The sequence below is a fragment of the Ruegeria sp. CDSC042 genome (genome assembly GCF_059610745.1).
Window position 1 is genome coordinate 36,073 of sequence record NZ_JBXWOF010000012.1, and the last position, 25,691, is coordinate 61,763.

Annotated in this window: 21 protein-coding genes; 8 read left to right on the forward strand and 13 right to left on the reverse strand. The window is 58.2% G+C overall.

Annotated features, from left to right (window positions below):
• Positions 1-169 precede the first annotated feature (169 nt).
• Both AC2FHX_RS19035 and meaB read right to left on the reverse strand, forming a co-directional pair.
• Complete coding sequence (locus tag AC2FHX_RS19035; protein ID WP_142638084.1) at positions 170-1,309, reverse strand: Hint domain-containing protein; 1,140 nt, start codon at positions 1,307-1,309, stop codon at positions 170-172.
• A 149-nt stretch (positions 1,310-1,458) separates the two neighbouring features.
• Positions 1,459-2,436 carry a methylmalonyl Co-A mutase-associated GTPase MeaB gene (gene meaB, locus AC2FHX_RS19040; protein WP_142638208.1) on the reverse strand — a complete coding sequence of 326 codons (978 nt, stop codon included), beginning with the start codon at positions 2,434-2,436 and terminating at the stop codon, positions 1,459-1,461.
• Positions 2,437-2,589: 153 nt separating this feature from the next.
• On the opposite strand from meaB, the gene hrpB reads away from it, so the two are divergent.
• The 3 genes from hrpB (at position 2,590) to AC2FHX_RS19055 (ending at position 7,192) form a co-directional block, all read left to right on the forward strand.
• Complete coding sequence (gene hrpB, locus AC2FHX_RS19045) at positions 2,590-5,022, forward strand: ATP-dependent helicase HrpB (RefSeq protein ID WP_496703368.1); 2,433 nt, start codon at positions 2,590-2,592, stop codon at positions 5,020-5,022.
• Between the two features lie 139 nt (positions 5,023-5,161).
• Complete coding sequence (locus AC2FHX_RS19050) at positions 5,162-5,620, forward strand: NUDIX hydrolase (RefSeq protein WP_271950409.1); 459 nt, start codon at positions 5,162-5,164, stop codon at positions 5,618-5,620.
• 93 nt (positions 5,621-5,713) lie between these two features.
• A complete protein-coding gene (locus AC2FHX_RS19055; protein ID WP_496703366.1) occupies positions 5,714-7,192 on the forward strand; it encodes an inorganic phosphate transporter in 1,479 nt (492 codons plus the stop codon).
• A gap of 4 nt (positions 7,193-7,196) precedes the next feature.
• On the opposite strand, the gene AC2FHX_RS19060 is transcribed toward AC2FHX_RS19055, so the two are convergent.
• From AC2FHX_RS19060 to AC2FHX_RS19085, 6 genes are all read right to left on the reverse strand, one after another.
• Positions 7,197-8,162 (reverse strand): 2-dehydropantoate 2-reductase, encoded by a 966-nt coding sequence (locus tag AC2FHX_RS19060; protein WP_496703364.1) that lies wholly within the window; start codon positions 8,160-8,162, stop codon positions 7,197-7,199.
• 67 nt (positions 8,163-8,229) lie between these two features.
• Positions 8,230-9,192, reverse strand: a complete 963-nt coding sequence (locus tag AC2FHX_RS19065; RefSeq protein WP_282027759.1) for a pirin family protein — start codon at positions 9,190-9,192, stop codon at positions 8,230-8,232.
• Between the two features lie 309 nt (positions 9,193-9,501).
• A complete protein-coding gene (locus tag AC2FHX_RS19070; protein ID WP_496692861.1) occupies positions 9,502-9,843 on the reverse strand; it encodes a 5-carboxymethyl-2-hydroxymuconate Delta-isomerase in 342 nt (113 codons plus the stop codon).
• A gap of 57 nt (positions 9,844-9,900) precedes the next feature.
• Positions 9,901-10,827 carry an ornithine carbamoyltransferase gene (argF, locus tag AC2FHX_RS19075; protein WP_271950442.1) on the reverse strand — a complete coding sequence of 309 codons (927 nt, stop codon included), beginning with the start codon at positions 10,825-10,827 and terminating at the stop codon, positions 9,901-9,903.
• A gap of 28 nt (positions 10,828-10,855) precedes the next feature.
• Positions 10,856-12,043: an aspartate aminotransferase family protein gene (locus AC2FHX_RS19080; RefSeq protein WP_496703361.1), complete on the reverse strand. Its 1,188-nt coding sequence runs from the start codon at positions 12,041-12,043 to the stop codon at positions 10,856-10,858.
• 239 nt (positions 12,044-12,282) lie between these two features.
• Positions 12,283-12,540, reverse strand: a complete 258-nt coding sequence (locus AC2FHX_RS19085) for a zinc ribbon domain-containing protein (RefSeq protein ID WP_496692863.1) — start codon at positions 12,538-12,540, stop codon at positions 12,283-12,285.
• 61 nt (positions 12,541-12,601) lie between these two features.
• Between AC2FHX_RS19085 and AC2FHX_RS19090 the strand changes: the two genes are divergently transcribed.
• Positions 12,602-12,979 (forward strand): MerR family transcriptional regulator, encoded by a 378-nt coding sequence (locus AC2FHX_RS19090; protein WP_496703360.1) that lies wholly within the window; start codon positions 12,602-12,604, stop codon positions 12,977-12,979.
• A gap of 47 nt (positions 12,980-13,026) precedes the next feature.
• On the forward strand, positions 13,027-13,920 hold the full coding sequence (locus AC2FHX_RS19095) for a DMT family transporter (protein ID WP_496690153.1): 894 nt from the start codon (positions 13,027-13,029) through the stop codon (positions 13,918-13,920).
• Here AC2FHX_RS19095 and AC2FHX_RS19100 read toward each other — a convergent pair.
• The gene (locus tag AC2FHX_RS19100) at positions 13,902-14,705 is read right to left on the reverse strand and encodes an ABC transporter permease (RefSeq protein ID WP_496703358.1); all 804 of its coding nucleotides are present in this window, start codon (positions 14,703-14,705) and stop codon (positions 13,902-13,904) included. The two genes, AC2FHX_RS19095 and AC2FHX_RS19100, sit on opposite strands and share 19 nt — an antisense overlap.
• 126 nt (positions 14,706-14,831) lie before the next feature.
• Between AC2FHX_RS19100 and AC2FHX_RS19105 the strand changes: the two genes are divergently transcribed.
• Positions 14,832-15,407 (forward strand): GcrA family cell cycle regulator, encoded by a 576-nt coding sequence (locus tag AC2FHX_RS19105; RefSeq protein ID WP_142638060.1) that lies wholly within the window; start codon positions 14,832-14,834, stop codon positions 15,405-15,407.
• Positions 15,408-15,508: 101 nt separating this feature from the next.
• Here the strand turns inward: AC2FHX_RS19105 and AC2FHX_RS19110 are convergent, their stop codons facing one another.
• The 3 genes from AC2FHX_RS19110 to AC2FHX_RS19120 all read right to left on the reverse strand — a co-directional run bounded on the left by AC2FHX_RS19110 (position 15,509) and on the right by AC2FHX_RS19120 (position 20,067).
• Positions 15,509-16,597, reverse strand: a complete 1,089-nt coding sequence (locus AC2FHX_RS19110) for a Hint domain-containing protein (protein ID WP_496703356.1) — start codon at positions 16,595-16,597, stop codon at positions 15,509-15,511.
• A gap of 124 nt (positions 16,598-16,721) precedes the next feature.
• Complete coding sequence (locus AC2FHX_RS19115) at positions 16,722-17,798, reverse strand: T6SS phospholipase effector Tle1-like catalytic domain-containing protein (RefSeq protein WP_142638056.1); 1,077 nt, start codon at positions 17,796-17,798, stop codon at positions 16,722-16,724.
• Positions 17,776-20,067: a xanthine dehydrogenase family protein molybdopterin-binding subunit gene (locus AC2FHX_RS19120; protein WP_496703354.1), complete on the reverse strand. Its 2,292-nt coding sequence runs from the start codon at positions 20,065-20,067 to the stop codon at positions 17,776-17,778. Before AC2FHX_RS19120 ends, AC2FHX_RS19115 begins: the two co-directional genes overlap by 23 nt.
• Before the next feature lie 142 nt (positions 20,068-20,209).
• Between AC2FHX_RS19120 and AC2FHX_RS19125 the strand changes: the two genes are divergently transcribed.
• On the forward strand, positions 20,210-23,362 hold the full coding sequence (locus AC2FHX_RS19125) for a valine--tRNA ligase (RefSeq protein WP_496703353.1): 3,153 nt from the start codon (positions 20,210-20,212) through the stop codon (positions 23,360-23,362).
• A gap of 143 nt (positions 23,363-23,505) precedes the next feature.
• Positions 23,506-24,669 carry a benzoate/H(+) symporter BenE family transporter gene (locus AC2FHX_RS19130; protein WP_496703351.1) on the forward strand — a complete coding sequence of 388 codons (1,164 nt, stop codon included), beginning with the start codon at positions 23,506-23,508 and terminating at the stop codon, positions 24,667-24,669.
• A gap of 205 nt (positions 24,670-24,874) precedes the next feature.
• Here the strand turns inward: AC2FHX_RS19130 and AC2FHX_RS19135 are convergent, their stop codons facing one another.
• Positions 24,875-25,657 (reverse strand): crotonase/enoyl-CoA hydratase family protein, encoded by a 783-nt coding sequence (locus tag AC2FHX_RS19135; protein WP_496703349.1) that lies wholly within the window; start codon positions 25,655-25,657, stop codon positions 24,875-24,877.
• Between the last annotated feature and the right edge of the window lie 34 nt (positions 25,658-25,691).

The window sequence follows — 25,691 nt, forward strand, 5'->3', positions numbered from 1 at the left end:
GGTTTCTTCCTTTGTATCTGCGGGCTGGGTACAGGACCCGTGGCCAAATCACAAGGGGCGCAACCCGAAGTCGCGCCCGAAAACTGGTTGGATGCGTTTAGTGGGAATCACAGGAAGGGTCAAGACGGGCCGTGCGAAATCTTTGCACCCATCTTAAACTCTATAAGACCTAGGCGCCATTGCGTTGAAGCAAGGGTTTGTTGTTCTTCAAATGTCGCTGGATCAGGTGGGACTGTTGGCGTCCACATGGTATGAACCGGGCCGGGTTTTCACCATGATTTTCGATCAGTTCCGGAAAGATTTCGAAAATTTCTTGCCGCGCCTCCGATCCGAGGGATTTCAGGGCCTCGACTCCGGTGAACAGGCTTTCGGTTGGGGCATCTTCGGCAAAGATGACATGATGGCGATCAAATAGCAGGTGAAAATACTCAACCGATTGCACGGCCTCATCGATATAGATTCCCGGCAGTGAGGTCAGTTTGATCGCCGGAATCAGAACTTCGGTGGTGCCGAACATGCGTTCCGCGATTCTGGACTGCACCAGCATCCTGTGCTGGCGTGAGACCAGAAGATCGCGATGCGGCAAACCCTCGCCCAGCGCACCTGCAAGGATTCGTACCGGCAAGAGCCTGGGATTTACCAGCAAGGCGGCGCGGTCAAACTGTCGACGACCGATCCAGCGTATAGGCTGAGGGTCGCACCCCATGGTCGGGACCATGTCCCCGATCCGTAGCGCTTGGATTGCTTTCATGCCGTCCTGCGTCAGGATGTGCGTGTCACGGGTAAAACAAGGAACGCCACTTCCGTTCTCAAAGGCAGAATATGTGACCGTGATACCGGATGGTAGGGTGAATGTCCCGCTGGACAGGGTATAGCCTACGCCATCTACGACGTTAATGACGCCAAAATTGGTATCGGTGATGACGGTACCCACAGGTAAGTTCAACGTGTCGGTCCCGCCGCCACCCCGCAAATCACCACTGACGCTGGTGCTGGTGAAATTCAGGGTATCGTTGCCGCTCCCCAGCCGGATGTTTCCAACACTCGAGCCACTGATATCGACAGTGTCGTCATCCGACCCGCTGGCAATCCTGCCACCAATGGTGCTGCTGGTGACGGTGATCGTGTCGGAGCCGGCATTGCCGATGACATTCCCGGTAATCGTGCTGTTATTGATGTCGACGTCGTCGTCGCCACCCCGGCCGCGGATATTATCAATCGGAGTTCCAGCCGGTGAACCGTTCAGGGTCCCCGTGTCATTGTTAACGTCGATATCGTCGTTGCCGTTGGTCCCAGTAATATCGGGCATAGCTGACGGTTCCCGCATATCCGGCCTGGCGACAGATGCGCGGCCTTAACCTGAGTTTGCATCAAGTTTGGGTCAACTTGCAACCTATGGGCGATAACCCACCGATCCGAAATCAGAAAGAGAATGAGATCAAAGGCTTGAATAAGGCCTTAGCCAGCGACTAAAGCAGACAACATATGTTCCGCCGCAACCGACGGACTGAGCTGACCAGTGCTGACCTGCGAGCCCAGACGCTCCATTTCCGAGCGCGCTTGTGGAGTCGCCAGGCGTGCCAGAAGGGCAGACCGAACCTCTTGTTCGAACCAATATTGTGCTTGCGTGGCGCGGTTGACCTCCCAGTGGCCATTTTCACGGCGCCATTTACTGAGGGACTGCATCTCCTCCCAGGCTTGAGCCAGCCCATGTTCCTCGACCGCTGAGACAGTCATCGCTTTGGGAAACCCTTCCGGGTCCTGGGGGCGTTTACGCAACAGACGCAGCGCCCCGGAATAATCGGCGCAGGTGCGAGTGGCAGCAGATTTCAGGTCACCATCCGCCTTGTTGACCAAGATCATGTCGGCCATTTCCATGATACCGCGCTTGACGCCCTGCAGTTCGTCACCGCCCGCCGGGGCAAGCAACAGCATAAACAGATCCGACAACTCGGAGACAACCGTCTCCGATTGCCCGACACCAACCGTTTCGATCAAAACAACATCGAACCCAGCGGCCTCACATAAAGCGATGGCCTCACGTGTGCGGCGGGCAACACCGCCCAGGTGCGACTGGCTGGGTGATGGACGGATAAAGGCGTTTTTCTCGCGGCTCAGGCGTTCCATCCGGGTCTTGTCCCCCAGAATGGACCCGCCCGACCGAGTCGAACTGGGATCAACTGCAAGAACCGCAACGCGCAGCCCCTGCCCTGTCAGCATCATGCCAAAGCTTTCGATGAACGTGGACTTGCCGACGCCGGGCGTTCCTGACAATCCGATCCGCAGGGCCTGGCGGCCCTCTTTGGTCAATCTGGTCAGCAGTTCCGTCGCCTGCGCACGATGATCGGCGCGACCGCTTTCCACCAGCGTGATACCACGGGCCAGCGCGCGCCGGTCTCCGTTCAAAATCCTGTCACTCAGGCTGTCCAGTTCCATTTCGCCCCCAATCAGTTGCGGCAGTTCTAGTTGCCGTCCCAATGAGGGGTTTGTCCAGACCAGAGCGCACAAGAATTTACCTCTGGGATATGCGCTCTCCGGGCATAAGAGACGGAACTGGACCTTGTCGTACCGTTGGCGGATAAAGCCCGCATGATACGCCTGCCCATCGACGACGCCATTCCTGACCTTCTTGCCGCCCTAAAGGCTTCGGGCCGCGCAGTGCTGCAGGCGCCTCCGGGCGCGGGGAAAACAACACGAGTGCCGCTGGCGATATTCGAGGCGGGGCTATGCGATGGCAAGATCGTGATGCTGGAACCCCGCCGCTTGGCGGCCCGGGCTGCTGCTGAGCGCATGGCCGATACGCTGGGACAGCGCGTGGGCGACACAGTTGGTTATCGCGTGCGGGGCGAGGCGAAGGTATCGAAATCGACCCGGATCGAGGTCGTCACCGAAGGTATCCTGACCCGGATGCTGCAAGTCAAACCCGATCTGCCCGGCATTAGTGCGGTGATTTTCGATGAATTCCATGAACGGTCCCTGAACGCGGATCTCGGCCTGGCCTTGTGCCTTGAGGTCGCCGGGGCATTGCGGGACGATCTTATCCTGCTGGCAATGTCGGCAACGCTGGACGCTGAGCCTGTGGGGCGGTTGATGGAGGCCCCCGTTGTGACGTCCCAAGGGCGCAGCTACCCGGTCGAAACACGTTGGCTGGACCGACCGCTAGGACAACAGGCGCGAAAGCTGGACGCATTGGTCGATCTTGTGGTTCAGGCCGAGCGCGAAACAGAAGGTGGGATGTTGGTGTTCCTGCCCGGAGAAGGCGAAATCCGCCGGGCAGAGGCCGCCTTGGCTGGCCGGCTATCCAGCAAAGCTACGGTGCGACCACTATTCGGCGCGATGCCTTTTGCTGCCCAGCGCCAAGCGATTGCACCGGTCGAAACCGGTCGCAAAGTGGTTTTGGCTACGTCCATTGCCGAAACCTCGTTGACCATTCCAGACATTCGCGTGGTCTTGGACATGGGACAGGCTCGGCGGGCGCGTTTCGATCCGGGTTCGGGTATGTCCAGACTAGTGACCGAGCGGGTGACGCGCGCCGAGGCAACGCAGCGCGCTGGCCGCGCTGGTCGTGTCGCCGAAGGCACGTGCTATCGCTTATGGTCGAAGGGCGAAGAAGGCGCGCTGGCCGCCTATCCCCCGGCCGAGATCGAGGCAACCGACCTGACCGGGCTGGCGCTGGAACTGGCACTTTGGGGGGCGGACCCCGAAGAACTGTCTTTCCTGACCCCTCCACCAGAGGGCACGATGGCAGAGGCCCGCACGTTGCTGACAATGCTGGGCGCGCTGGATGGAAAGGGGCGGATCACCGACCACGGGCGGTCACTGGCTGCGTTACCTCTGCACCCGCGACTGGGGCATATGCTGGAACAGGCAGGCCCCGGCGCTGCGCCCTTGGCCGCCCTGATGGCCGAACGCGACCCTCTGCGCGGTGCGCCGGTGGATATGCTGCTCCGGCTCGAAGCCATACGGGATGTGCGCGCCTTTCAGTGTAACCGTGTCTGGCAGGTCAACATTGGTGCGTTGGAACGGATAACGACCGAGGCCAAGCGACTGCGATCCAAAGGCACCCCATCCGACTTCAGCCCAGCGGCAACAGCCGCACTCGCCTATCCCGATCGCATTGGACAACGGCGCAAAGGGGATGAGCCGCGTTATGTGTTGTCAGGAGGGAAGGGTGTTGTGCTTGATGGCAGCGATACGCTGGCCACCGCGCCTTATCTGGTTGTGACCGATACCGATGGCAACCCCCGCGAAGCAAAGGTGCGCATGGCCGCACAGATCTCGGAAAAGGAAATTCGTGACCTGTTCGAGGATCAGATCACCTGGATCGAGGTCTGCGACTGGTCAAAACGTGACCGCCGTGTCGTTGCGCGCAAACAAGAACGGCTAGGCGCAATCACGTTGAGTGATCGTGTTTGGAAAGAGGTTCCGGACGAAGCAGTTGCATTGGCGATGCTGGATGGCGTCCGTGATCTTGGCCTGCGACTGAACGGGGCCGCTGCGCGATTGGCGGCACGGGTGGAACTGGTCCGGACCGAAGGCGCAGAGCTGCCTGATTTCTCGATCGAGGGGTTGACCGACACGCTGCAAGACTGGCTGTTGCCGATGCTTTCCGGCGTCCGCAATGCTGAAGACTGGAAACGTTTCGACCTTTTGCCAGCGTTGCGCGCCCGACTGGACTGGGCCCAGACGCAGGAACTGGACCGGCGCGCTCCAGGGTCGTTTGAAACTCCTCTCGGGCGAAAGGTGCCGATAGATTATGGCGGTGCAGTACCGGAAATCTCGGTGCGGCTGCAGGAACTGTTTGGCGTCACGCGCCATCCGGTCATTGGCGGTGAGGCCCTCAAGATCACGCTTCTTTCACCGGCCCAACGACCCATCCAGATCACGCGCGACTTGCCCGGTTTCTGGGCTGGGTCATACGCGGATGTGCGCAAAGATATGCGCGCGCAATATCCCAGACACCCTTGGCCCGAAGATCCGACCAAGGCCGACCCCACCTTGCGCGCAAAACGTCGTAATTAGGCGGCCGTCGGGAATTTTCGTCGAGAATTCTTGGCATGAAGATGCGGAAAGCATGGTGATTCCGGGCGTTCATTGAAGATTATCTGTTTCATTGCTATGTGGGCTGCTCAGGTAAAACCCGGGTTCGAGAACGACAAACATGACAAAATGGCTGCGAAATATTTGGGAAGAGGTCGCCCGGCCTCTGTTCCTGCGCCCCCATCGGGTGCAGTTTGGCGCCTTGTGCACCCGCGAAACACAGGACGGGCTGCAGGTTCTTTTGATCACCAGCCGGGACACCGGACGCTGGATCATCCCCAAAGGTTGGCCGATTGATGGCCTGGATGGCGCCGAGGCTGCCCGGCAAGAGGCCTGGGAAGAAGCCGGCGTGCGCGCCCAATCCCTATCCAAAGATCCTGTTGGGCAATATACTTATGACAAGATCCTGAAAGACGGGGCCAGCCAGACTGTGGTGACCAATGTCTATCGGATCGAAGTGCAGGAACTGGCCAATATCTACCCCGAGGCCGAGGAAAGGACCCGCGAGTGGGTTTCGCCCGTGATAGCGGCCGAACGTGTTCAGGAACCCGAACTGCGCGCTTTGCTGCTGCAGCTGTGACTCCTCCACAAAAAGTGATGACGCCACGGTTGCTCGTCTGAGCGAAACCGTATAGCCGCGGGTGTTCTTTTGGAAACCGCCCGCAATAGCCTGATGTCGAACCCAAGCTCCAAACTCCGTTGGCAATCGCTGGACAGCGATCTGGCGCGCATCTCGCGCGTTGAGTATGCCAATGCCCATGTGGCACGCCCCATGCTGGCGCCGGGTATCGCCTTCGCCTTTATTGCGCTGGCCGGGCTGACGGCCGCAGTGGTTTTTGGGCGGGCTGATGGCGGGTTGATCGTTGTCGCGGCAGCGGGTTTTGGGGCCTATATGGCCATCAATATCGGCGCAAATGACGTTGCCAATAACATGGGCCCCGCTGTCGGGGCCAACGCGCTGACCATGACCGGCGCAATCGTCATCGCCGCCATCGCAGAAAGCGCGGGGGCCTTGCTGGCAGGTGGGGATGTAGTGTCGACGATTTCGAAAGGGATTATAGACCCGGCATCGGTTCACGACAGCACCGTCTTTATCTGGGCGATGATGGCGGCTCTGATTTCTTCAGCCATGTGGGTCAACTTGGCCACCTGGGTCGGCGCGCCTGTTTCGACCACACATTCGGTGGTAGGGGGCGTCATGGGGGCGGGCATCGCGGCAGCTGGCCTAAGCGCGGTCAGTTGGACCACGATGAGCGCCATTGCCGCCAGTTGGATCATCTCTCCTGTGTTAGGTGGAATTATTGCCGCTGGCTTTCTGGCTTTGATCAATGCCAAAATTCAGTATCAAGACGACAAGATCGCCGCTGCCCGCCGTTGGGTGCCGATACTCGTTGCTGTCATGGCTGGTGCCTTTACCACCTATTTGGCCGTCAAAGGCCTGAACAAGCTTGTCAAAGTTGAGCTTGAAGTCGCTTTGCTGTTCGGTCTGGCCACAGGATTTCTGACATGGCTGGTGACAGTCCCTTGGGTGCATCGCAGATCAGAAGGACTTGAAAACAGAACGAAGTCTCTGAAAACGCTGTTTGGGCTACCACTTATTATCTCAGCAACATTTCTTAGCTTTGCCCACGGCGCCAATGACGTGGCAAATGCGGTTGGTCCGTTGGCGGCAATCGTGCATACGGCGCAATTCGGGGATTTCGCTGCACAAGTCGCAATTCCAACCTGGGTTATGGTGATCGGAGCGCTGGGAATTTCCTTTGGGCTGTTCCTGTTTGGCCCAAAATTGATCAGGATGGTCGGCAGTCAGATCACCAAGCTCAACCCAATGCGCGCATTCTGTGTCGCCCTTTCTGCGGCGATCACTGTGATCCTGGCCAGTTGGCTGGGCCTGCCCGTCAGTTCCACCCATATCGCAGTGGGAGCGGTCTTCGGAGTGGGCTTCTATCGCGAATGGCATGCCGAGCGGCGCAGAAAGAACGCGAACCACCAACGCCTGCCCGAACGGCGCCAGGCACAGGAAGAGAAAAAACGCCGGAAACTCGTCCGTCGCTCGCATTTCATGACGATCGTGGCTGCCTGGATCATAACGGTCCCCGCTACCGCAGTGTTATCAGCCGCTATCTTCTGGACACTGACGGCTTTTCTCTAACCCATCAGCTTCGGATTTGCTCGGGAGTAAGCGGGGATTTTGGGTTCTGTGCAATCTTTTCGCGAACCTGCGCGCAGATTGGGGTCGCAATGTCTTGCTGCTCGCCCAAACGGATGATCTCGCCTTGCAGATTGTCGATTTCCGTTGGGCGCCCTGCCATCAGGTCATAGGCCATAGAGGTGCGCGCCGAAGGGTCAATGATCAGCATCCGGGATGCGATCCGCGAAAACAAAGGCGTAGGCAGACGCAGGATATGCGGTGTCATCCAGGCGGGCAGCGGCGTCATTGACACAATCGGTTGTCCTGCGGATCGCAACACGGTCAGAGCTTCGGACATCTGATCTGCCATCAGTTGGCGCCAGTTGCGGTCCAGCAACTGCTGTTTCAACGTCAACCCGGACAGCGCATTCAGCGCGTTATTGAGATTGATCACCAGCTTGCCCCATTGGACGGCTTCGATCTGGTCACTCTCTGACACCGGAAGGTCGGGGCCAGTCAGCTTTGCGCCCAAATCGCCGAGGCCGGATTGGATAACGATTTCACCTGAAGTCGCGCGATGAAATCCGCCGGTATCTGTCGGTACGACGTTGAACGGCACCATACCGGCGCGGACATCGTGGTGCGGAAGCATCGTACGTAAGGTGCCTGCGTTTTCCAGCCCATTTTGCCAAGAGAGGATCACAGCGTCTGGAGCGTGTTTCCCGATATCCTTCGCCATCTCTTCCGTCGCGCCGGTCTTTACCGTGACAATGACTATTTCAGCATCACTCAGTTCCGCCGGATCTTCGGTCAGGGACAGGTTGGTCACATGACACCGCAGGCCTGAAAAATCTGTGACCATCAGCCCCTTATCCCGGATCGGGTCGAGGATTCGTGCCCGCCCCAACAGGGTGACATCGTGACCGGATCGGGCCAGCAAAGCCCCGCAGTAACATCCAATGCTGCCCGCCCCCGCGATTGCGATCCTCATGACGCCCCTCCCCTTCGGCCAAAGATTGCCGCGATCCGCCTGTCAGACAAGGCCAACTGACGCTAGGTCAGCGCGCGCGCCTCGGACGGGTGCGTTCAAGGTCTTCTGAAATCGGGATGAAGTCTTGATCGTCCCCCGGAGGCAGTTGAAAAGCCCCTTTGGCCCAGTCCGCCGTTTTCCATTCGCGGGTGGCTGCTTCTATCTTTTCCTTTGAGGACGACACGAAGTTCCACCAGATATAACGATCCTCGTTCAACGTCGCACCTCCAAGCAACATTAGCCGCGCACCCTGCGGCCCTGCCTGAACGGAAAGGCGATCCCTTGGCCGAAACACCATCATACGACCTTGGGTGAACTGATCGCCGGCAATCTCAACCGTTCCTTCCGTCACATAAACTCCGCGGTCCTCCTGATCATCAGGCAAAGGAAAAGAGGCCCCGGGGGCAAGCTGCACGTCCAGATAGAAGGTTTCAGACAGTGTCGTGACCGGGCTGCTTTCACCATAAGCCGAGCCAAGGATGAGACGAGCGCTGACCCCAGCATCCTGAATATGGGGCAGCGCAGATTGTTTGTGATGTTCGAAGTCCGGTGCAATATCTTCCTGGTCCTCTGGCAGCGCGATCCAGGTCTGAATGCCAAAAAGACTGTGTCTTTTGCTGCGCGTTTCCTTGCTGGTGCGTTCAGAATGGGTCACGCCACGTCCTGCAATCATCCAGTTGACCTCACCGGGATAGATCATCTGATGGGTGCCCAAGCTATCACGATGCTCAAATTCCCCTTTATACAGGTAGGTGACCGTGCCCAACCCGATATGAGGGTGAGGCCGGACGTCTATACCGCCTTCTGTGATGAATTCTGCAGGGCCGACCTGGTCAAAGAAAATGAACGGGCCAACAAGCTGTCGTTTGACCGAGGGTAGCGCGCGGCGCACCTCGAACCCACCCAGATCACGTGCGCGAGGAATGATCAGTGCCTCTAAAGACGGGTTCTCAGTCAAACGATCGGGGTTGTGAGACGGGTTCCAGCTCATTCCAGTTTCTCCCTTTTTCGGCAGGCAACGGTTCGCCCCTGCAAGATGCAGGCCGCTGCACCTGAAAGAAACCTCAATAATTGCACAACTCCGGTGGATTTTTGTCCGTTATGACATATCATTAATGTTATTACATAACAATTCTAACAGAAATTCCACCTGAGAAAAGAACCATCCAAACAGCTCGCTACCCGATCACCTGTTTGACAGGGAATGCAGGGCATTTTTGCTGCCCTGCAAAGGAATGTTGCTTACGACTAAAGAAGGTGTCAGTCGCCGTGCTTCAGATAAACAAATTGCCAAACACAATCACGCCAGGCGTTTGGCATAAGACGCACGGTTCAGTTCGACCTCTTGCACCGTGATGCTGCCAACCTCGGGCATGGCAACAGTCAGAACATCCAAAACGGTAGCGTTCAGTTCAGCTCGCGTGGCCTCATCCCGGCCCTGCATCAATAAAAGCGTCGCATGGACAAAGGTCTGCGGTTCGGTCCCGATCCGAAAATAGGTGACCGGATTGGCACGGATCTTAAGGGCCGGTGCATCAAACTCAGCATGTTCAGAAAGCACCGCAAACAACTTCTCGCAGACCGCATGGAAATCATGTTTCTCTTCAAGGCCCTGAGAGAATTCGAGGACTATATGGGGCATTGTGCACTCCGGAAATCATGAGAGAGCACGCGGCTCTCTTTTGCCATTTTCATGTGTTCAAACACCCAGACACCAACGCATAACGGCCTTCTGGGCGTGCAGTCGGTTTTCGGCCTCATCAAAAATGACCGAGTTCGGCCCATCCATGACATCGGATGTCGCTTCTTCTTCGCGGTGCGCGGGAAGGCAATGCATGAACAGCGCATCGGGTTTGGCATGAGCCATCAATTCGGCGTTTACCTGATAAGGACGCAGCAGGTTGTGGCGCCGTTCTTTCGCGGATTGAGAGTCGTGCATCGAAACCCAGGTATCTGCGACAACCAGATCGGCCCCATCTACAGCCTTGTAGGGGTCCCGTTCCACAACAATCTTGGACCCTTTTTGACGGGCAAAACCCATGAAATCCTCTTCGGGGTCGAATTGCGCCGGGCCAGTAAAAGTCAGATCAAACCCGAACTGGCCCGCCGCGTGAAGGAACGAGGCACACACATTGTTACCATCGCCAGTCCAAACGACTTTCTTCCCGGCGATCGGGCCACGGTGCTCTTCGAACGTCAGAACATCGGCCATGATTTGGCAAGGATGGGTGCGATCGGTCAGGCCGTTGATCACCGGCACGTCCGAGTATTCCGCCATTTCGGTTAGGATGGTTTCGTCAAATGTCCGGATCATGATCATATCGACATAGCGCGACAGCACGCGGGCGGTGTCTGCGATGGTTTCGCCGTGGCCCAACTGCATGTCCTTGCCCGAAAGGACCATCGTCTGACCACCCATCTGGCGCACGCCCACATCAAAAGACACGCGCGTCCGGGTTGACGGTTTTTCAAAGATCAGGGCGACCATGCGGTCTTTGAGTGCCAATTCGTCATCCGGTGCCGCCTTTGGCTGCCCCAGACGCGCCTGCTTCATGGCAGCAGCCTGGTCGATCATGCCCCGCAAAGCGGCGGCATTGGTTTTGTGAATGTCGAGGAAGTGCTTCATGTCGTTTCGCTTTTCTAATCGGGTGGGCTCAGGCAGACGCCAGATTGCTTTCGACCTGCGCGGCCGTTTTCTCCAGACGAATAACCGCCTGTGCAATGTCGTCCTCTGTCAGGGTCAAAGGCGGCAATAGGCGGATCACATTGTCAGCGGCGGGAACGGTGATGAGGCCGTTATCATATCCCGCATTCACCACGTCCAAGTTGGTCGCCTTGCATTTCAGACCCAGCATGAGCCCTGCGCCGCGCACCTCTTCGAACACCTCCGGATGATTTGCAATCAATCCTTCGAGCTTCTGGCGCAACATGCCCGCCTTGCGATTGACCCCGTCCAGAAAGGCGGGGGTTGCAACCTGGTCGATCACCGCGCAGCCCACCGCGCAACCGAGAGGGTTGCCGCCATAGGTCGACCCGTGCGTACCTGCCGTCATGCCGCTGGCCGCGTCTTCGGTGGCCAGCACCGCACCCAGAGGGAACCCTCCACCGATGCCCTTGGCGACCATCATGATGTCAGGCGTGATGCCCGCCCATTCATGGGCAAAAAGTTTACCGGTACGCCCAACGCCGCATTGGACCTCGTCGAGGATCAGCAACAGGCCATTGTCGTCGCAGATCTGACGCAGCGCTTTGAGCTCGGCATCGGGGACGGGGCGAATACCGCCCTCGCCCTGAATGGGTTCGATCAAGATCGCCGCGGTTTTGTCCGAGATCGCATTGGTGACTCCGTCAAGATCACCAAATGTCAGGTGTACAAAGCCGGGCAGCAGCGGGCCAAAGCCTTTGGTCATCTTCTCGGACCCCGCAGCGGCAATGCCTGCCGAGGACCGACCGTGAAACGAACCGTCAAAGGTGATGATGTCGACCCGATCGGGCTGATCTTTATCGTAGAAATATTTGCGTGCCATTTTCACAGCCAGCTCGCAGGCTTCCGTGCCTGAATTGGTAAAGAACACCGTGTCGGCAAAGGTATGTTCAACCAGCTTATCAGCCAGCGCCTGCTGCTGAGGGATATTATAAAGGTTCGACACATGCCACAGCGCGTGGGCCTGTTCCGTCAGCGCGTTCACCAGCGCCGGATGCGCATGGCCCAGTGCATTCACCGCAATCCCCGCGCCCATATCCAGAAAACGTCGGCCATCCGCCTCGGTCAGCCAAGCGCCTTCGCCCTTCACAAAGGTCAGGGGCGCACGATTATAGGTCGGCAGAACGGACGGGATCATCGGATCATCCTTTTCGATATGTTGAGCCCCGTGAGTGATACACGAGAGCCATGTTCGTCAACTGATTTGGTGGGAGATGCGCCGATTTGGACAGCGCAAATGGATCAAACGGGCCGGTTACGCGGCAAAGCGTCGGCGTCGAAGTCGCAGGATATCAGCGTGTTTGATCATGGGTGCCGTATAGCGGCGATGCTTTGTGATGAAAAGCGTTTTGTTTCTTTGGTCAGAAGGGCTGGTTTTCAGGCGTCGCTCCACCGGTCCAGCTTGCCCATGCCGCGCGTAAAAGCCCAGGCCAGAATACGGGGCATGCCCTTGTTCACCAGCGCATCCAGACAATGGGACTGAAATTCCTCGAACGAGGCATCGGGATGTCGAAACGCACCGTCCGCATAACAGAGTGAACAATACCGCGTGCTGCGGGTTCCGTCCGCTTCGCTGCCGCCCCCTTCGGTATCCTTGCTAAGAGGCATGCCGCAGCTTTGACATTTGAATCCCATCATCTTTCCCCTTGCAGGCTTTGACCACGAGCCATAAGATCAAAACCATAGAGTATAGTCAATGGTTTTACATATGCGTATCGGAGAACTGTCCCGCCGAAGCGGGCTGCCCCGCGACACATTGCGGTTTTACGAGCGGCACGGATTGATTGCCTCGCGCCCCGGGCCAGAAGCGACAAACAGCTATCGCGACTATCCGGATGACACGCTGATCACGCTGGAACAGATCGGCGATGCACAGGCGGCGGGGATCAGTATCGCGCAACTTGCAACCCTGCTGGGGCAACTTGGTGCGGCTGATCCCGAAACCTTTGACGGCGTAGCATTTCTTCAGGAACGGATCGAAGAGGTTGAGGCGCGGATCGAGCGCGCAAATCGTTTTCTAGACAGCTTGCGACAGGCCAAACAGGCTCTTGCTACACCGTCGGGACAGCCCTGACCGTTTTACCTCTTGCCTTTCGTCCACCCGTACATCACCGCTTACGCATGTTCGTTCCCAAAGCGCATAACCCGCCCCTTGCGGCACTGTTGATTTTTGTCGCCAGTGCATTCCTTGCGGCAACCACCCTGCTGGCCAAAGCTTTGGGGACAGATACGCTAGGTGCTCCTTTGCATCCAATGCAGATCAGCCATGGGCGGTTTCTATTCGCCTTCCTGGTCATCGTTTCGGCAGTGGGCATCATGCGCCCTAAACTGCGGCGGCCCCATTGGGGGCTGCATATCGGTAGGACAAGCTTTGGCTGGCTGGGAATCACGCTGATGTTTGCATCGGTCGCGTTCATACCGATGGCGGATGCGACGGCGATTTCGTTCTTGAACCCGGTCTTTGCGATGGTTCTGGCCATTCCCTTGCTGAAAGAAGGCGTCGGTCCCTGGCGCTGGCTGGCGGCGGCGGTGGCCCTGATCGGGGCAATGGTTCTGCTGCGCCCGACACCTGCGAGCTTCCAACCTGCGGCGTTACTGGCGCTGGCGGCGGCTGTCGTCATCGGGATGGAGCTGATCTTTATCAAAAAGCTGTCAGGGCGAGAGAGCCCGATCCAAATTCTATTGGTGAACAACGCGATGGGCCTGACCATCGCATCAGTCGCGGTGAGTTTCGTGTTTCAGATGCCCAACCCGGCGCAATGGGCGGCCCTTGCGGGGATCGGCGCATTGATGGCTTGCGCACAGGCCTGTTTCGTTAACGGCATGGCGCGGGCAGATGCGTCTTTCGTAGCGCCGATAAGCTATGCGACACTGCTGTTCGCTGCGCTATATGATTTTGCGATATTCGATGTGGTCCCCGACGCGGTCAGCCTGATTGGATCTGCCATCATCTTGGCCGGAGGGCTGATTCTTGTGTGGCGCGAGGCGCGGCACCGTCAGGCCTTGAGCCGATAGCCCGTTCGCAGCATCTGCCAGGTCAGTGCACCGACCACCAGTGTTGCAGCCGTGCAGATCAACATCCCAAGGTAGGGCGAGCTGTCCGAAACCCCAATCATACCATAGCGCAGCCCGTCGATCAGATAGAAAACCGGGTTGGCGTGGCTTAGCCGGTACAAAACCGGCGGCAATGCCTCGACCGAGTAAAAGGTTCCAGAAAGAAACGCCAAAGGCGTGACGATGAAGTTGGTAATCGCAGCCATCTGGTCGAACTTATTGGCGAATATCCCGGCAAAAAGGCCCAGCGCGCCCATAAAGGCCCCTCCCAGCACTACAAAGATCATGGCGATCAGTGGGTTCTGCGGGACAATACCCAGCACCAGCGCCAGCGCGGTTGCTACGACAACAGCGATCAGAAAGCCACGGGCAATGCCGCCCGCAAGGTATCCCAGCAGAATCTCTAACGGCGAAAGCGGCGGCATAAGGGTATCGACGATGTTGCCCTGTACTTTCGAGATCACCATCGAGGACGAAGTATTGGCAAACGCATTCTGGATCACCGTCATCATCATGATGCCCGGCGCCAGAAAGGTCAAAAATGGCACGCCCATCACATCAGGCCGGCTGGGCCCGATAGCGATGTTGAAGATCAGCAGAAACAGCCCCGCAGTCACCAGCGGTGCCAAAAGTGTCTGCGTCCACACCGCCATAAACCGCAAAGTTTCCCGCCGGGCCAGCGTATAGAGACCCATCCAGTTCACCGCACCAAAGCGGCGTGCCTCCTGATCCATGAGATTCTGCATGATCTGCCCTCTACCTGATTCGAAGACCGCTTGTAACTCGGACCGCAGTGTTTAAAATAGGGGGCTGAGACGAATTCCCAAGGCGGCCCGAATCCGGGGCCGCTTTCCGCTTTTGAAAGGCAAATGATGTCCTGGACTGACGAGCGTGTAGAGCTGCTTAAAAAGATGTGGGGCGAGGGCCAGTCGGCCAGCCAGATCGCCAAGGAACTGGGCGGTGTGACCCGCAATGCGGTTATCGGCAAAGTCCACCGGCTGGGCCTGTCGAATCGCGCAACCGGCGCGACCCCCGCCAAGGCTGAGCCAAAGGAAAAACCAGCGCCCGCGCCCAAGGCCGAGGCCAAGCCCAAACCCACGCCCAAGACGGAACCGGCACGTCCAGCCGCAGCGCCGGCAGCCGAGGCCAAGCCCGCTGTTCCGGCCCGCCGTCAGATCATCCCGGCCGGTCAACCGCTGCCGCCGCAACCTTCAGCGAACGAGATCAGCCCCGAGGCGCTGGCCAAGGTCAACGAGGTTGAGAAGAAAGCCAAAAAGCTGACGCTGATGGAACTGACCGAGAAGACCTGCAAATGGCCCGTCGGCGACCCCGCGACCGAGGATTTCTGGTTTTGCGGTCTGCCCGTTGAGGCAGGCAAACCTTATTGCGAAGCGCATGTGGGTGTGGCGTTCCAGCCTATGAGCTCACGTCGCGACCGGCGGCGGTAAGGCTTTGACGACGGCAGGCACCTAGCTACAGAACGCGGTGCCCGCAGCAGGCCGGAATGTAGGCAATACACCTGTTTTGGCTCTGCGTCATCTAAGAGCGATCACACTGGAATCGAAGAAGAGTCGTAATCTGCCAAAAGCGGCCGCCGGTTCCGTGCATGCCGAGCGATCAATCGCTTTTGCCGCCCCCCCTCTGGGATTTTGTAGTTGGTCTTTTGCATCGGGGTTTCGACAAGATCGGGGAACAGCGTAAAAAGCTCTTCCATGGCTGCTGCCGGTAGAGATTTCAGTGCTTCATCGCCAAGCAAAAGGCTCTCGGTCGGGGCGCCATCTGCATAAATTACCTCATGTTCAGAAAACACCAGGTGGAAATAAGTAACTTCTGTAATTCTGTCGTCGACGTATATCCCCGGAAGCTCGACCAACTTTATAGCTGAGACCAGAACCTCGGGGCACTCAAACATGCGCTTAACGATCGCCGAGGATATCAGCATCCGGTGCTGACGGGACACGAGCAGGTCGCGTCTGGGCAGGCCCTGCCCTAGCGCGCCAGCGCAAATGCGTACTGGGTAAAGCTTGGGATTGCGGCGCAAATCCCGCACACTGACATGTCGCCGAATGATTTGTGACAAAGGCTGCGTGCAACCATGATCCGTCAAGACACGATCACCTTGCTTCAAACTCTCGATCAAAACTGGGCCCTGATCGGTCGCAATCAACGTTCCTGCCGTCAGGCACGGTATGGTGCCCGGTGTCGGAGTGGTGTTCAGAGTATAGGTTCCACCATTGTCGGTGGAAATAAGTGAATCTCCCGCCCCGGCCTCGCCGATAACCGTCGAGCTCATCCCATTGGCGGGGCCAGCTGTCGCCGTTATCGGGCCGGGGCTGGGGGGATCGCTGAAAGAGCTGAACTGATAAACCGTTGACCCGTCGGATAAAGAGATACCATTCGTTTTACCGAGCCCGGTAAAGGTGGCGGAACTGGCTGAATCAATTACATAGACGTCCCGGCCTGCGACTGTCGTCGGGGTGATCCCATCAAGCGTGTTAGTGCTGCGGATAGATCCGTCAGAGTTGTAGATCGTAACAACAAGCCCAGAAACATCTGCACCCGCGTCAACAGCGACCTCGATAAAGTCCTGTGGTGGGCCTCCAAGGTACTTGAGTTCGGAAAAATATGGGTCTGCCATATGTCAATTCGCCTTTGTGTTCGGCGTGAGTATGATGATCCGATACTTGTTTCAATATATGAGTACTAGGGTCTCACTAACCAATAAATGTTCCCAGTGATTTTTGTTCGCAGCTGGAACCGAATTACTGCGCTGGATGCGATGGCAAATCCAACATCGGCACCCAACCGGGCAGTTCGTTTGGCGAAACCGAGACATGCAGCCGCTCGGATCGGTCGCGGCCTACTTTGCGGTGCTTGCGCAGTAGGAAAATCTTACCCCAACCGCGCCATGTGCCGACCGAACGCGCATGAGGGTCGATCACAAAGCGGTCTCTCCATCCCTCCGGCAATGGCAGGCCGTGCAGCTCTGCCTTGTCCAGCATCCAAACCAGCGAGATGTTGCTAAGGGGGCGGGCTTCTTCAAACCCGTTCAACTGGCCACCCACATCGCCATGAGTGCCTCGGAACCAGACTTGCTCGATATGGCCTTTAAAATCGGGGGTACATTTCCACAGGACCGGCTCGAATACCTCGCGCGTTTCATCCAGCGCCATCGCGTGGTAGCCGTGGCGCGTAGCAGGACCAAGCTGATGGTTGTGGAAGGCGTGGCGATCCTCGGCCCAACGCCAAAGCAGCGGTAGACGCAAGCCCAGCGCTTTTACTGTATCCCACACGCCGATCATTTCGATTGCAACATCTTCGTGGCAGAACTGCCGGCGAAACGCAGCGGCGGCGCTACCATTGGCATTGCATTCATAGTGGCGGTAGGCCTGTTTGATATTCCTAACGGTCGCGTGCTCGGCCTTGAGCAGGCCAATCATGTCGATAACACCCGCAAGGCTGCGCACACCGTAGGCCCCACGTGAGTAGCCGATGAAATAGATACGGTCGCCGGGCTTATACCGCGAGGCCAGATATCCATAGGCCCGGCGTATCTGGCGATTGATCCCCCGCCCCATCATCACATCCAACGAGGACTTCCAGCTTTCCCATTGCACACCGGCCTCATAGAAGACGGATACCTTGCTTCCCATCTCGCAGCACAGCCGCAGCGCCTGCCCCGCATGAGTTTCATATCCGGGCTCAAGCGTCGACATGGTGCCGTCTAGAATGATGACATGGCTGACAGGTTCACGATGGCGCGTTTCGGCCGAATGCTCGGATCGCAGCGGCCGTCCAAGCCACCCCAGTACCTTTCTACTCAGCCGCGACAGTTGCATCGTTCAGCAGTTCCCATACTTTGTGCGGCGTAAAAGGCATATCGGCCTGCCGCACCCCGTGATCCCAGAGCGCATCCTGAACCGCATTTGCCACTGCAGCCAGCGCGCCCACGGTGCCGGCCTCTCCGCATCCTTTCATTCCCAACGGGTTAGAGGTTGACGGTACCGGCGCCGAGGTAAACTTAATCATGGGTATCTCGGTTGCGCGGGGCAAGGCGTAATCCATCAACGATGCCGTGAGCAGTTGCCCCTGCGCATCATGGACAACATGTTCGGACAGCGCCTGACCTATGCCTTGTGCGACACCACCATGAACTTGCCCCTCGGCCAGCATCGGATTGATAAGATTACCGAAATCATCAACCACAGTATAGCGGTCTACCCATGTTTCGCCGGTACAAGGGTCAATCACGATTTCGGCAACATGTGCCCCGTTGGGATAGCTACGGTCGTCCAGCGTGATGCTTGCCTGATGCTGCAACAAATCAACGCGCCCGTCGGCACGGGCCATATCCGCGGCCTCGGTCAAAGTGGGCGTCAGGTTTGATCCCGGCGCGCGGAAGGTTTCAAAATCAAAGCGCACGTCGCTTTCCTCCACCCCCATCTTATCTGCGAGATAGGGCGTGAATGCGGCAACCATGACGTCGATCGTGGCAAGCGTCGCTGTACTTTGCACCGTAACTGATCGCGATCCCCCGGTTCCCCCACCATTCGGAAGCTGGTCGCTGTCACCTTGAACTACGATGATACAATCCAGGGGAACCCCGGTTTGGTCAGACAGGAACTGAGCATAGACCGTTTCGTGCCCCTGCCCGTTGGATTGGGTTCCGACAAAAAGTTTCAAGGTGCCATCCTCAACGAACTCGATCTTTGCGTTCTCGGAAGGGTCGCCCAAAATACTTTCGATATAGTAACAAATCCCCTGCCCCCGGAACAAACCGCGTTCAGCATCGGCGATCTTGCGGGCGGCAAATCCGCTGGACTGTATTTGGCTTTGGGACAGAACCATGTCGAAATCGCCGACATCATACGTTTCGCCGGTCGCGGTCTTGTAAGGAAATGCCTCAGGCCGGATGAAATTCTTGCGCCTCAACTCCCAGGGATCTACGCCCAGTTCTCGAGCGGCGCGGTCGATAGCGCGTTCAAGGACATATATGGCCTCGGGTCGCCCTGCGCCGCGATAGGCGTCAACCTGCGTTGTATTGGTAAAGAACCCCTCGACCCGCAGATAGGTGGTTTGTACATCATAGGCGCCCATCAACACTTTGCTGAAAAGATTGGTTTGTATCGCCTGGCCGAAATGGCTGTTATAGGCCCCGAGATTTACCTTGCTGTGCACCCGATAGGCGGTGATCCGGTGATCGCTGTCAAATGCCAGCTCGGCCAGCGAAGACAGGTCGCGGCCATGGTGATCGGACAACATTGCCTCGGAACGGTCAGACATCCAGTGAACAGGCTGGCCCAACTTCATCGCAGCTACGGCCACACAGAAATATTCGGGATAGGGCATGACCTTCATGCCGAACCCGCCACCGACATCCGGGGTCGTGACGCGGATATCTTCGGGGTTGAGTCGCAACTTTTGCGCCAGCTGACCACGCATGGCCCAAACCCCCTGCCCGCCATAGGAAAAGTGCAACCGCCCATCAACCCAATGCGCCTGACAGCCCCGCGGTTCAATCGACGTGATGATCACTCGATTGTCTTCCACATTCAGTGCAACGGTATGAGCCGCCTGCTGAAACGCAGCAATAGTTGCCGCCTCATCGCCCAGCGCCCAGTCAAATGCCCGATTATCCGGAGTTTCCGCGTGCAGCGTTTCTCCGCCCGCACACACGTCCAGTTTTACGGGCAAGTCTGAGGTTTCGACCCAGATCAGCTCGGCCGCATCGCGGGCCTGTAAGGCGGTGTCGGCAATGACTACAGCGACGGGTTCTCCGACAAACCGTATGCGATCCGCGGCCAGCATATGCCGGTCCGGCGCAACGGCTTTCGAACCGTCTCGGTTATTCAGGATGGCCGCATTCATACACGTGTCGATCCCGGCGGCCTTCAGGTCGTCCAGCGTCATGATGAGCCGCACCCCTTCGGCCGCGTGCGCGTCATCCAGATCCAGCGCCCCAATCACCCCATGTGCCACCTGGGATCGCACGAATACCGCATGCAAAGCCCCGTGCGGCAGGACATCGTCCATAAAATGCCCCTGCCCGGTCAGAAACCGCTGGTCCTCGGTCCGTTTGACGGGCTGGCTTTTGCCAAACTTTTCCACCGCGCGCTCCTGTCTCTGCCTCTAGGCGACATTAGGCTGCGATGCATCATTGTCCATAGCCCCGGCGCTTGGCCCTTTCCCTTTTGCTATCCTTTCGATATTGCAAGCGCTAACCCGAATTTGTTGACGCAGGACGCATCCAATGGCGATGGAAAAGACATTCAACGCGGCCGAGGCCGAGGCCCGCATTTACGAGGCCTGGGAACAGGCCGGAGCCTTCAAGGCGGGCGCGAACAGATCGCGCGATGAAAGCTTTACCATCATGATCCCGCCGCCCAACGTGACGGGGGCGCTGCATGTGGGACACGCGTTCAATAACACGCTGCAGGATATCCTGACCCGCTGGCACCGGATGCGCGGCTTCGACACGCTTTGGCAACCCGGTCAGGACCACGCAGGCATCGCCACGCAGATGCAGGTTGAAAAGATGCTGGCGGCGCAGGGCAACGAAGGGCGGCGTGAACTCGGGCGCGAGAAGTTCCTCGAGAAAGTCTGGGAATGGAAGGGTGAATACGGCGGCACGATCATTGAACAGCTCAAGCGTCTTGGCGCCAGCTGCGATTGGTCGCGCAACGCGTTTACCATGGCAGGTGCACCGGGTGACCCGCGCACAGGGCATGAGAATTCTGCAAATTTCCACGATGCCGTCATCAAGGTCTTCGTAGAAATGTACGAAAAGGGCCTGATCTATCGCGGCAAGCGTCTGGTCAACTGGGACCCGCATTTTGAGACCGCAATCTCGGATCTTGAGGTCGAGAATATCGAAGTCGCGGGCCATATGTGGCACTTCAAGTACCCGCTGGCGGGTGGTGAGACCTATACGTACGTCGAAAAGGATGAGGACGGGAATATCGTGCTTGAGGAACAGCGCGACTATATCTCAATCGCCACCACGCGGCCTGAAACCATGCTGGGCGATGGCGCGGTTGCGGTTCACCCATCAGATGAACGTTACGCGCCAATCATCGGCAAACTCTGCGAGATCCCGGTTGGGCCAAAGGAACATCGCCGTCAGATTCCGATCATTACTGATGACTATCCCGATCCCGATTTCGGCTCGGGCGCGGTGAAGATCACCGGCGCGCATGATTTCAACGACAACATGGTCGCCAAGCGTGGCGGTATTCCGATGTACCGTCTGATGGACACGCGTGGCGCAATGCGGGCCGATGGCGCGCCTTACGCCGAGGAAGCGGGCAAAGCGCAGGAATACGCACGCGGCAAAGCATTCACCGAGAATGAGATCGACGCAATCAACCTGATCCCCGATCACCTGCGGGGACTGGACCGGTTCGAGGCGCGCGCCAAGGTGGTCGAAGAGATCACCGCCGACGGGCTGGCCGTCATGACCCGCGCCGACAACCCTGTTCTGGGCACCAAGCTGGGTGAAGATGACGACCCGGCTGCACTCGTCCCGCTGGTCGAGAGCAAACCGATCATGCAGCCCTTTGGCGACCGCTCGAAGGTCGTGATCGAACCGATGTTCACTGACCAGTGGTTCGTGGATGCCGAAAAAGTCGTCGGCCCCGCGCTGGACGCGGTCAAGGACGGCACGGTCAAGATCATCCCGGAATCGGGCGAGAAGACCTATTACCACTGGCTGGAAAACATCGAGCCCTGGTGCATCTCGCGCCAGTTGTGGTGGGGGCATCAGATTCCGGTTTGGTATGGTCTCGACCTGTCGGCCGAAAACTTCAAAGATGACGAAAACGACGGCAACCTTGATCTGGTCGAATTGGGTCGTTTGCTGAACGAAGGTGGTATGTTGCATCGTGGCAATGTCATGGAATGCGCGTCGAGTCTGGAGGCAGTGACTGAAAAATTCCTGGACGATAATGCAAACATTCCCAGCCCGCTAAGCCACGCAACTGTAATCGAAGTTGCCGATAAGCAAGAAGCGATCCATCAATTCGCCGAAAGCCTTGCTCAGTATGCAGTTGAACAAGACCCGACGAAGCTGGTTTATCCGGTTTGGCGTGACCCCGACGTTCTCGACACCTGGTTTTCCTCCGGCCTCTGGCCCATCGGCACGCTGGGCTGGCCCGAGCAGACCGAGGAGCTGGAACGCTACTTCCCCACGGACGTTCTGATCACCGGCTTTGACATCCTGTTCTTCTGGGTCGCCCGGATGATGATGATGCAACTGGCGGTGGTCGATCAGATCCCGTTCCACACCGTCTACCTGCACCAGCTCGTCCGCGACGAGAAGGGCAAGAAGATGTCCAAGACCACCGGCAACGTCATCGACCCGCTGGAGATCGTGGACGAATTCGGCGCCGACGCGCTGCGCTTTACCAATGCCTCGATGGCGGCGATTGGCGGCGTGTTGAAACTGTCTCGCGAACGCATCACCGGCTATCGCAACTTTGGTACAAAACTTTGGAACGCTGTTCGCTTTTCCGAGATGAACGAGGTCTTCACCGACGCCGTACCGCAACTAGACGTCGCCGATCTGAAACCCAAGGCCGCCGTAAACCGTTGGATCATAGGCGAAACTGCCCGCGTACGGGCCGAGGTCGACGCCGCACTGGAAAGCTATCGTTTCAACGATGCGGCCAACGGGCTTTACGCCTTTGTCTGGGGTAAGGTCTGCGACTGGTACGTTGAACTCTCCAAACCGCTGCTGCAGGGTGACGATGCCGAAGCACAGGCCGAGACCCGCGCTACCATGCGCTGGGTTCTGGACCAGTGCATGGTCTTGCTGCACCCGATCATGCCCTTCGTTACCGAGGAACTGTGGGGCCTGACAGGCACGCGCGCCAAGATGGTCGTACACGCCGACTGGCCGACTTACGGCACCGAACTGGTCGACCCAGAGGCGGATCGCGAAATGAACTGGGTGATTTCCGTGATCGAGAACACCCGCTCGGCGCGTGCACAGATGCGGGTTCCGGCGGGCCTTTATGTACCGATGCTGGTGACAGAGATTGACGCGCATGGCCAAGCTGCGTGGGACCGTAACGAGGCGCTGATCAAGCGGCTGGCACGGATCGACAGCCTGACCAAAGTGGACGCATTTCCCAAGGGGACGATCTCGATTGCCGCGCCGGGTGCGACGTTCGGCTTGCCGCTGGCAGATATCATCGATATCGGCGCCGAAAAGGAACGACTTGAGAAGGCCAAGGGCAAACTTGCCAAGGAATTGGGTGGTTTGCGCGGTCGTCTGAACAATCCGAAATTTGTGGCCTCGGCCCCGGAAGAGGTTGTTGCCGAAGCCAAAGCCAACCTCGCCGCCCGTGAAGAGGAAGAGGTGAAACTGAACGAGGCGCTGGCACGTCTGGCCGAAATCGCCTGATCTTCGTCTGCTCCAAACCGTTCAAGATACCAGACCCCGCCACGCCCGCGTTGGCGGGGTTTTCGTTCCCCGGCCCGGATTTCGCCCTGTTCACCTCCGCTTACGATTGCTAGCAAGTGCGGGTTGATAACGCTGAGGGCAGGATGACACGCGCATTTCCACCAATGCAGACCATCTCAACCGGATTGGTTGTGGCCATCGTCGGCTTTTTCAGCTCATTCCCCATTGTATTGCAGGGGCTGGATGCGATGGGTGCGTCACCGGAGGAGGCCGCATCGGGCCTGATGACCGCCGCCATCGCCATGGGGCTGGCCGCCATCGTGCTGAGCTTGCGCTACAAGTTGCCGATCAGTGTCGCCTGGTCCACGCCGGGTGTCGCGCTGTTGGCTGTATCCGCTACACCTGTCGAGGGATTCTCAGGAGCTATCGGTGCGTTCCTGTGCGCTGGCGCTTTGACTGTTGTGGCTGGGTTGTGGAAGCCGCTGGGAAGGTTGGCAGCTGCAATCCCGACCACGTTAGCGCAGGCAATGCTTGCCGGGGTTCTGATGCCGCTATGTATCCTCCCGTTCAAAGCGGCCGTCGAGATTCCGTCGCAGGCGCTACCCGTAATCCTGACATGGTTCATCGCGGGGCGGTTCAACCGGCTGTTTGCGGTTCCCGCGGCAGTGATCGCAGCAGCCGTTGTTGTCATCCTGAACGCCGGGGATACAACGATCATGCCCAAGCGTCTGGTTGCGGCACCGATCTGGGCCATGCCTACATTCTCGCTGGCCTCGGCCATAGGGATCGGAATGCCGCTGTTCATCGTCACCATGGCGACACAGAACATCCCCGGCATCGCGGTGATGCGCAGCTTTGGCTTTTCGCCCGTGCCGGGCAAACTGTTCTCGGCCGTCGGAGGGGCCAGCCTGTTGTCCGCCCCGTTCGGAGCCCCCGCCACCTGCCTTGCCGCCATCACCGCCGCGATGTGCTCAAATCAGGACAGTCATCCCGATCCTGCGCTGCGCTATTGGTCGGCCATCATGGGTGGCGTATTCTATTGCCTGTTTGGTATTTTTGCCGTGGCCATCACCGGATTTGCCGCCCATGCCGATCCGTTGCTGATGGGGACGCTGGCCGGGGTCGCACTGATCGGTGTGCTGGCAAATGCGATCCACGCTGCGCTGGAGGTTGTGGCCGAGCGTGAGGCGGCGATCCTGACTTTTGCTATCACTGCGTCCGGTATCACAGTCTTCGGGCTGGGGGCCGCGGTCTGGGGTTTGCTGGCTGGTGGCGTTGCCTATCTGGTGACTAACCGGCTGCGATAGCCGCTTTGCCTTGAGGCCACAGCCAAAGTAAAACCGGCCTAAATTTGGATCATTGGGAACTCTGGCGGAACGCCGGATCAAGAAAGCACAGACCGAGGTCCATCCCAAAGAATTCGTTTCAAGTAACGCTGGAAAAGATGCGCAAAGCCTACACCCCACTGCCTGACACGCAGGTCCGCGATGCGCATCGGGATTCATGTGGTGACTACTTGAACTTCGGCTTACGACCCTGCATCTGCGCCATGACAACCTCCATCTGATCGGGTTTGCCGATCAGTTCCACCTGTTCGGCAGATTCGGCCAGCAGAACGTCGGTTCGCGAACGGGTTTCGGCCACGTCGATCAGGCGCTTGGCTGCACGGATGGCTGAAGGGCTTTGGCCTGCGATGTCTTCAGCCAGAGCCAGTGCCTCGATCAGAGGATCGTCCGAGAGTTTCGTGACCAGTCCCCAATCAGCCGCCTGCGGCGCGCCTATTGGACGTGCAGTATACGTCAGCAAGCGCAGCACGTCCGAGCGCACAAGCTCGGGCAGCAGAACCATGCCGCCCATGTCGGGAATGATACCCCATTTCATCTCCATCACCGCCAATTTCGCCTCGGGGTGGGCAATGCGGATATCCGCGCCTAGTGCGATTTGCAGTCCGCCACCATAGGCCACACCCTGAATGGCACAGATGACTGGAACGGGGACACGGCGCCAGATCAAGGCAAGCTCCTGCATTTCGTTGGCGTCGTCATGGCTGCGGTTCATCAGCCATTCGGTTGGGTCGTTGTGGGCCATGCTGGCGAAACTGGCCATGTCGAGACCGGCGCAGAAGCTTTTACCCTCACCCGACAGCACCACGGCGCGGGCGTCGGAGACCGCCACCTCTTGCCCGGCAGACAGGATCGCCTTGATCATGGCTTCGTCCAGCGCGTTCATCTTGTCGCCACGGGTTAGCGTGACATGGGCGATATGGTCTTTGTATTCGATGGAAACGCGAGACATTGGTCCCTCCGGAAATCAGTGTTGCGTCAACCAT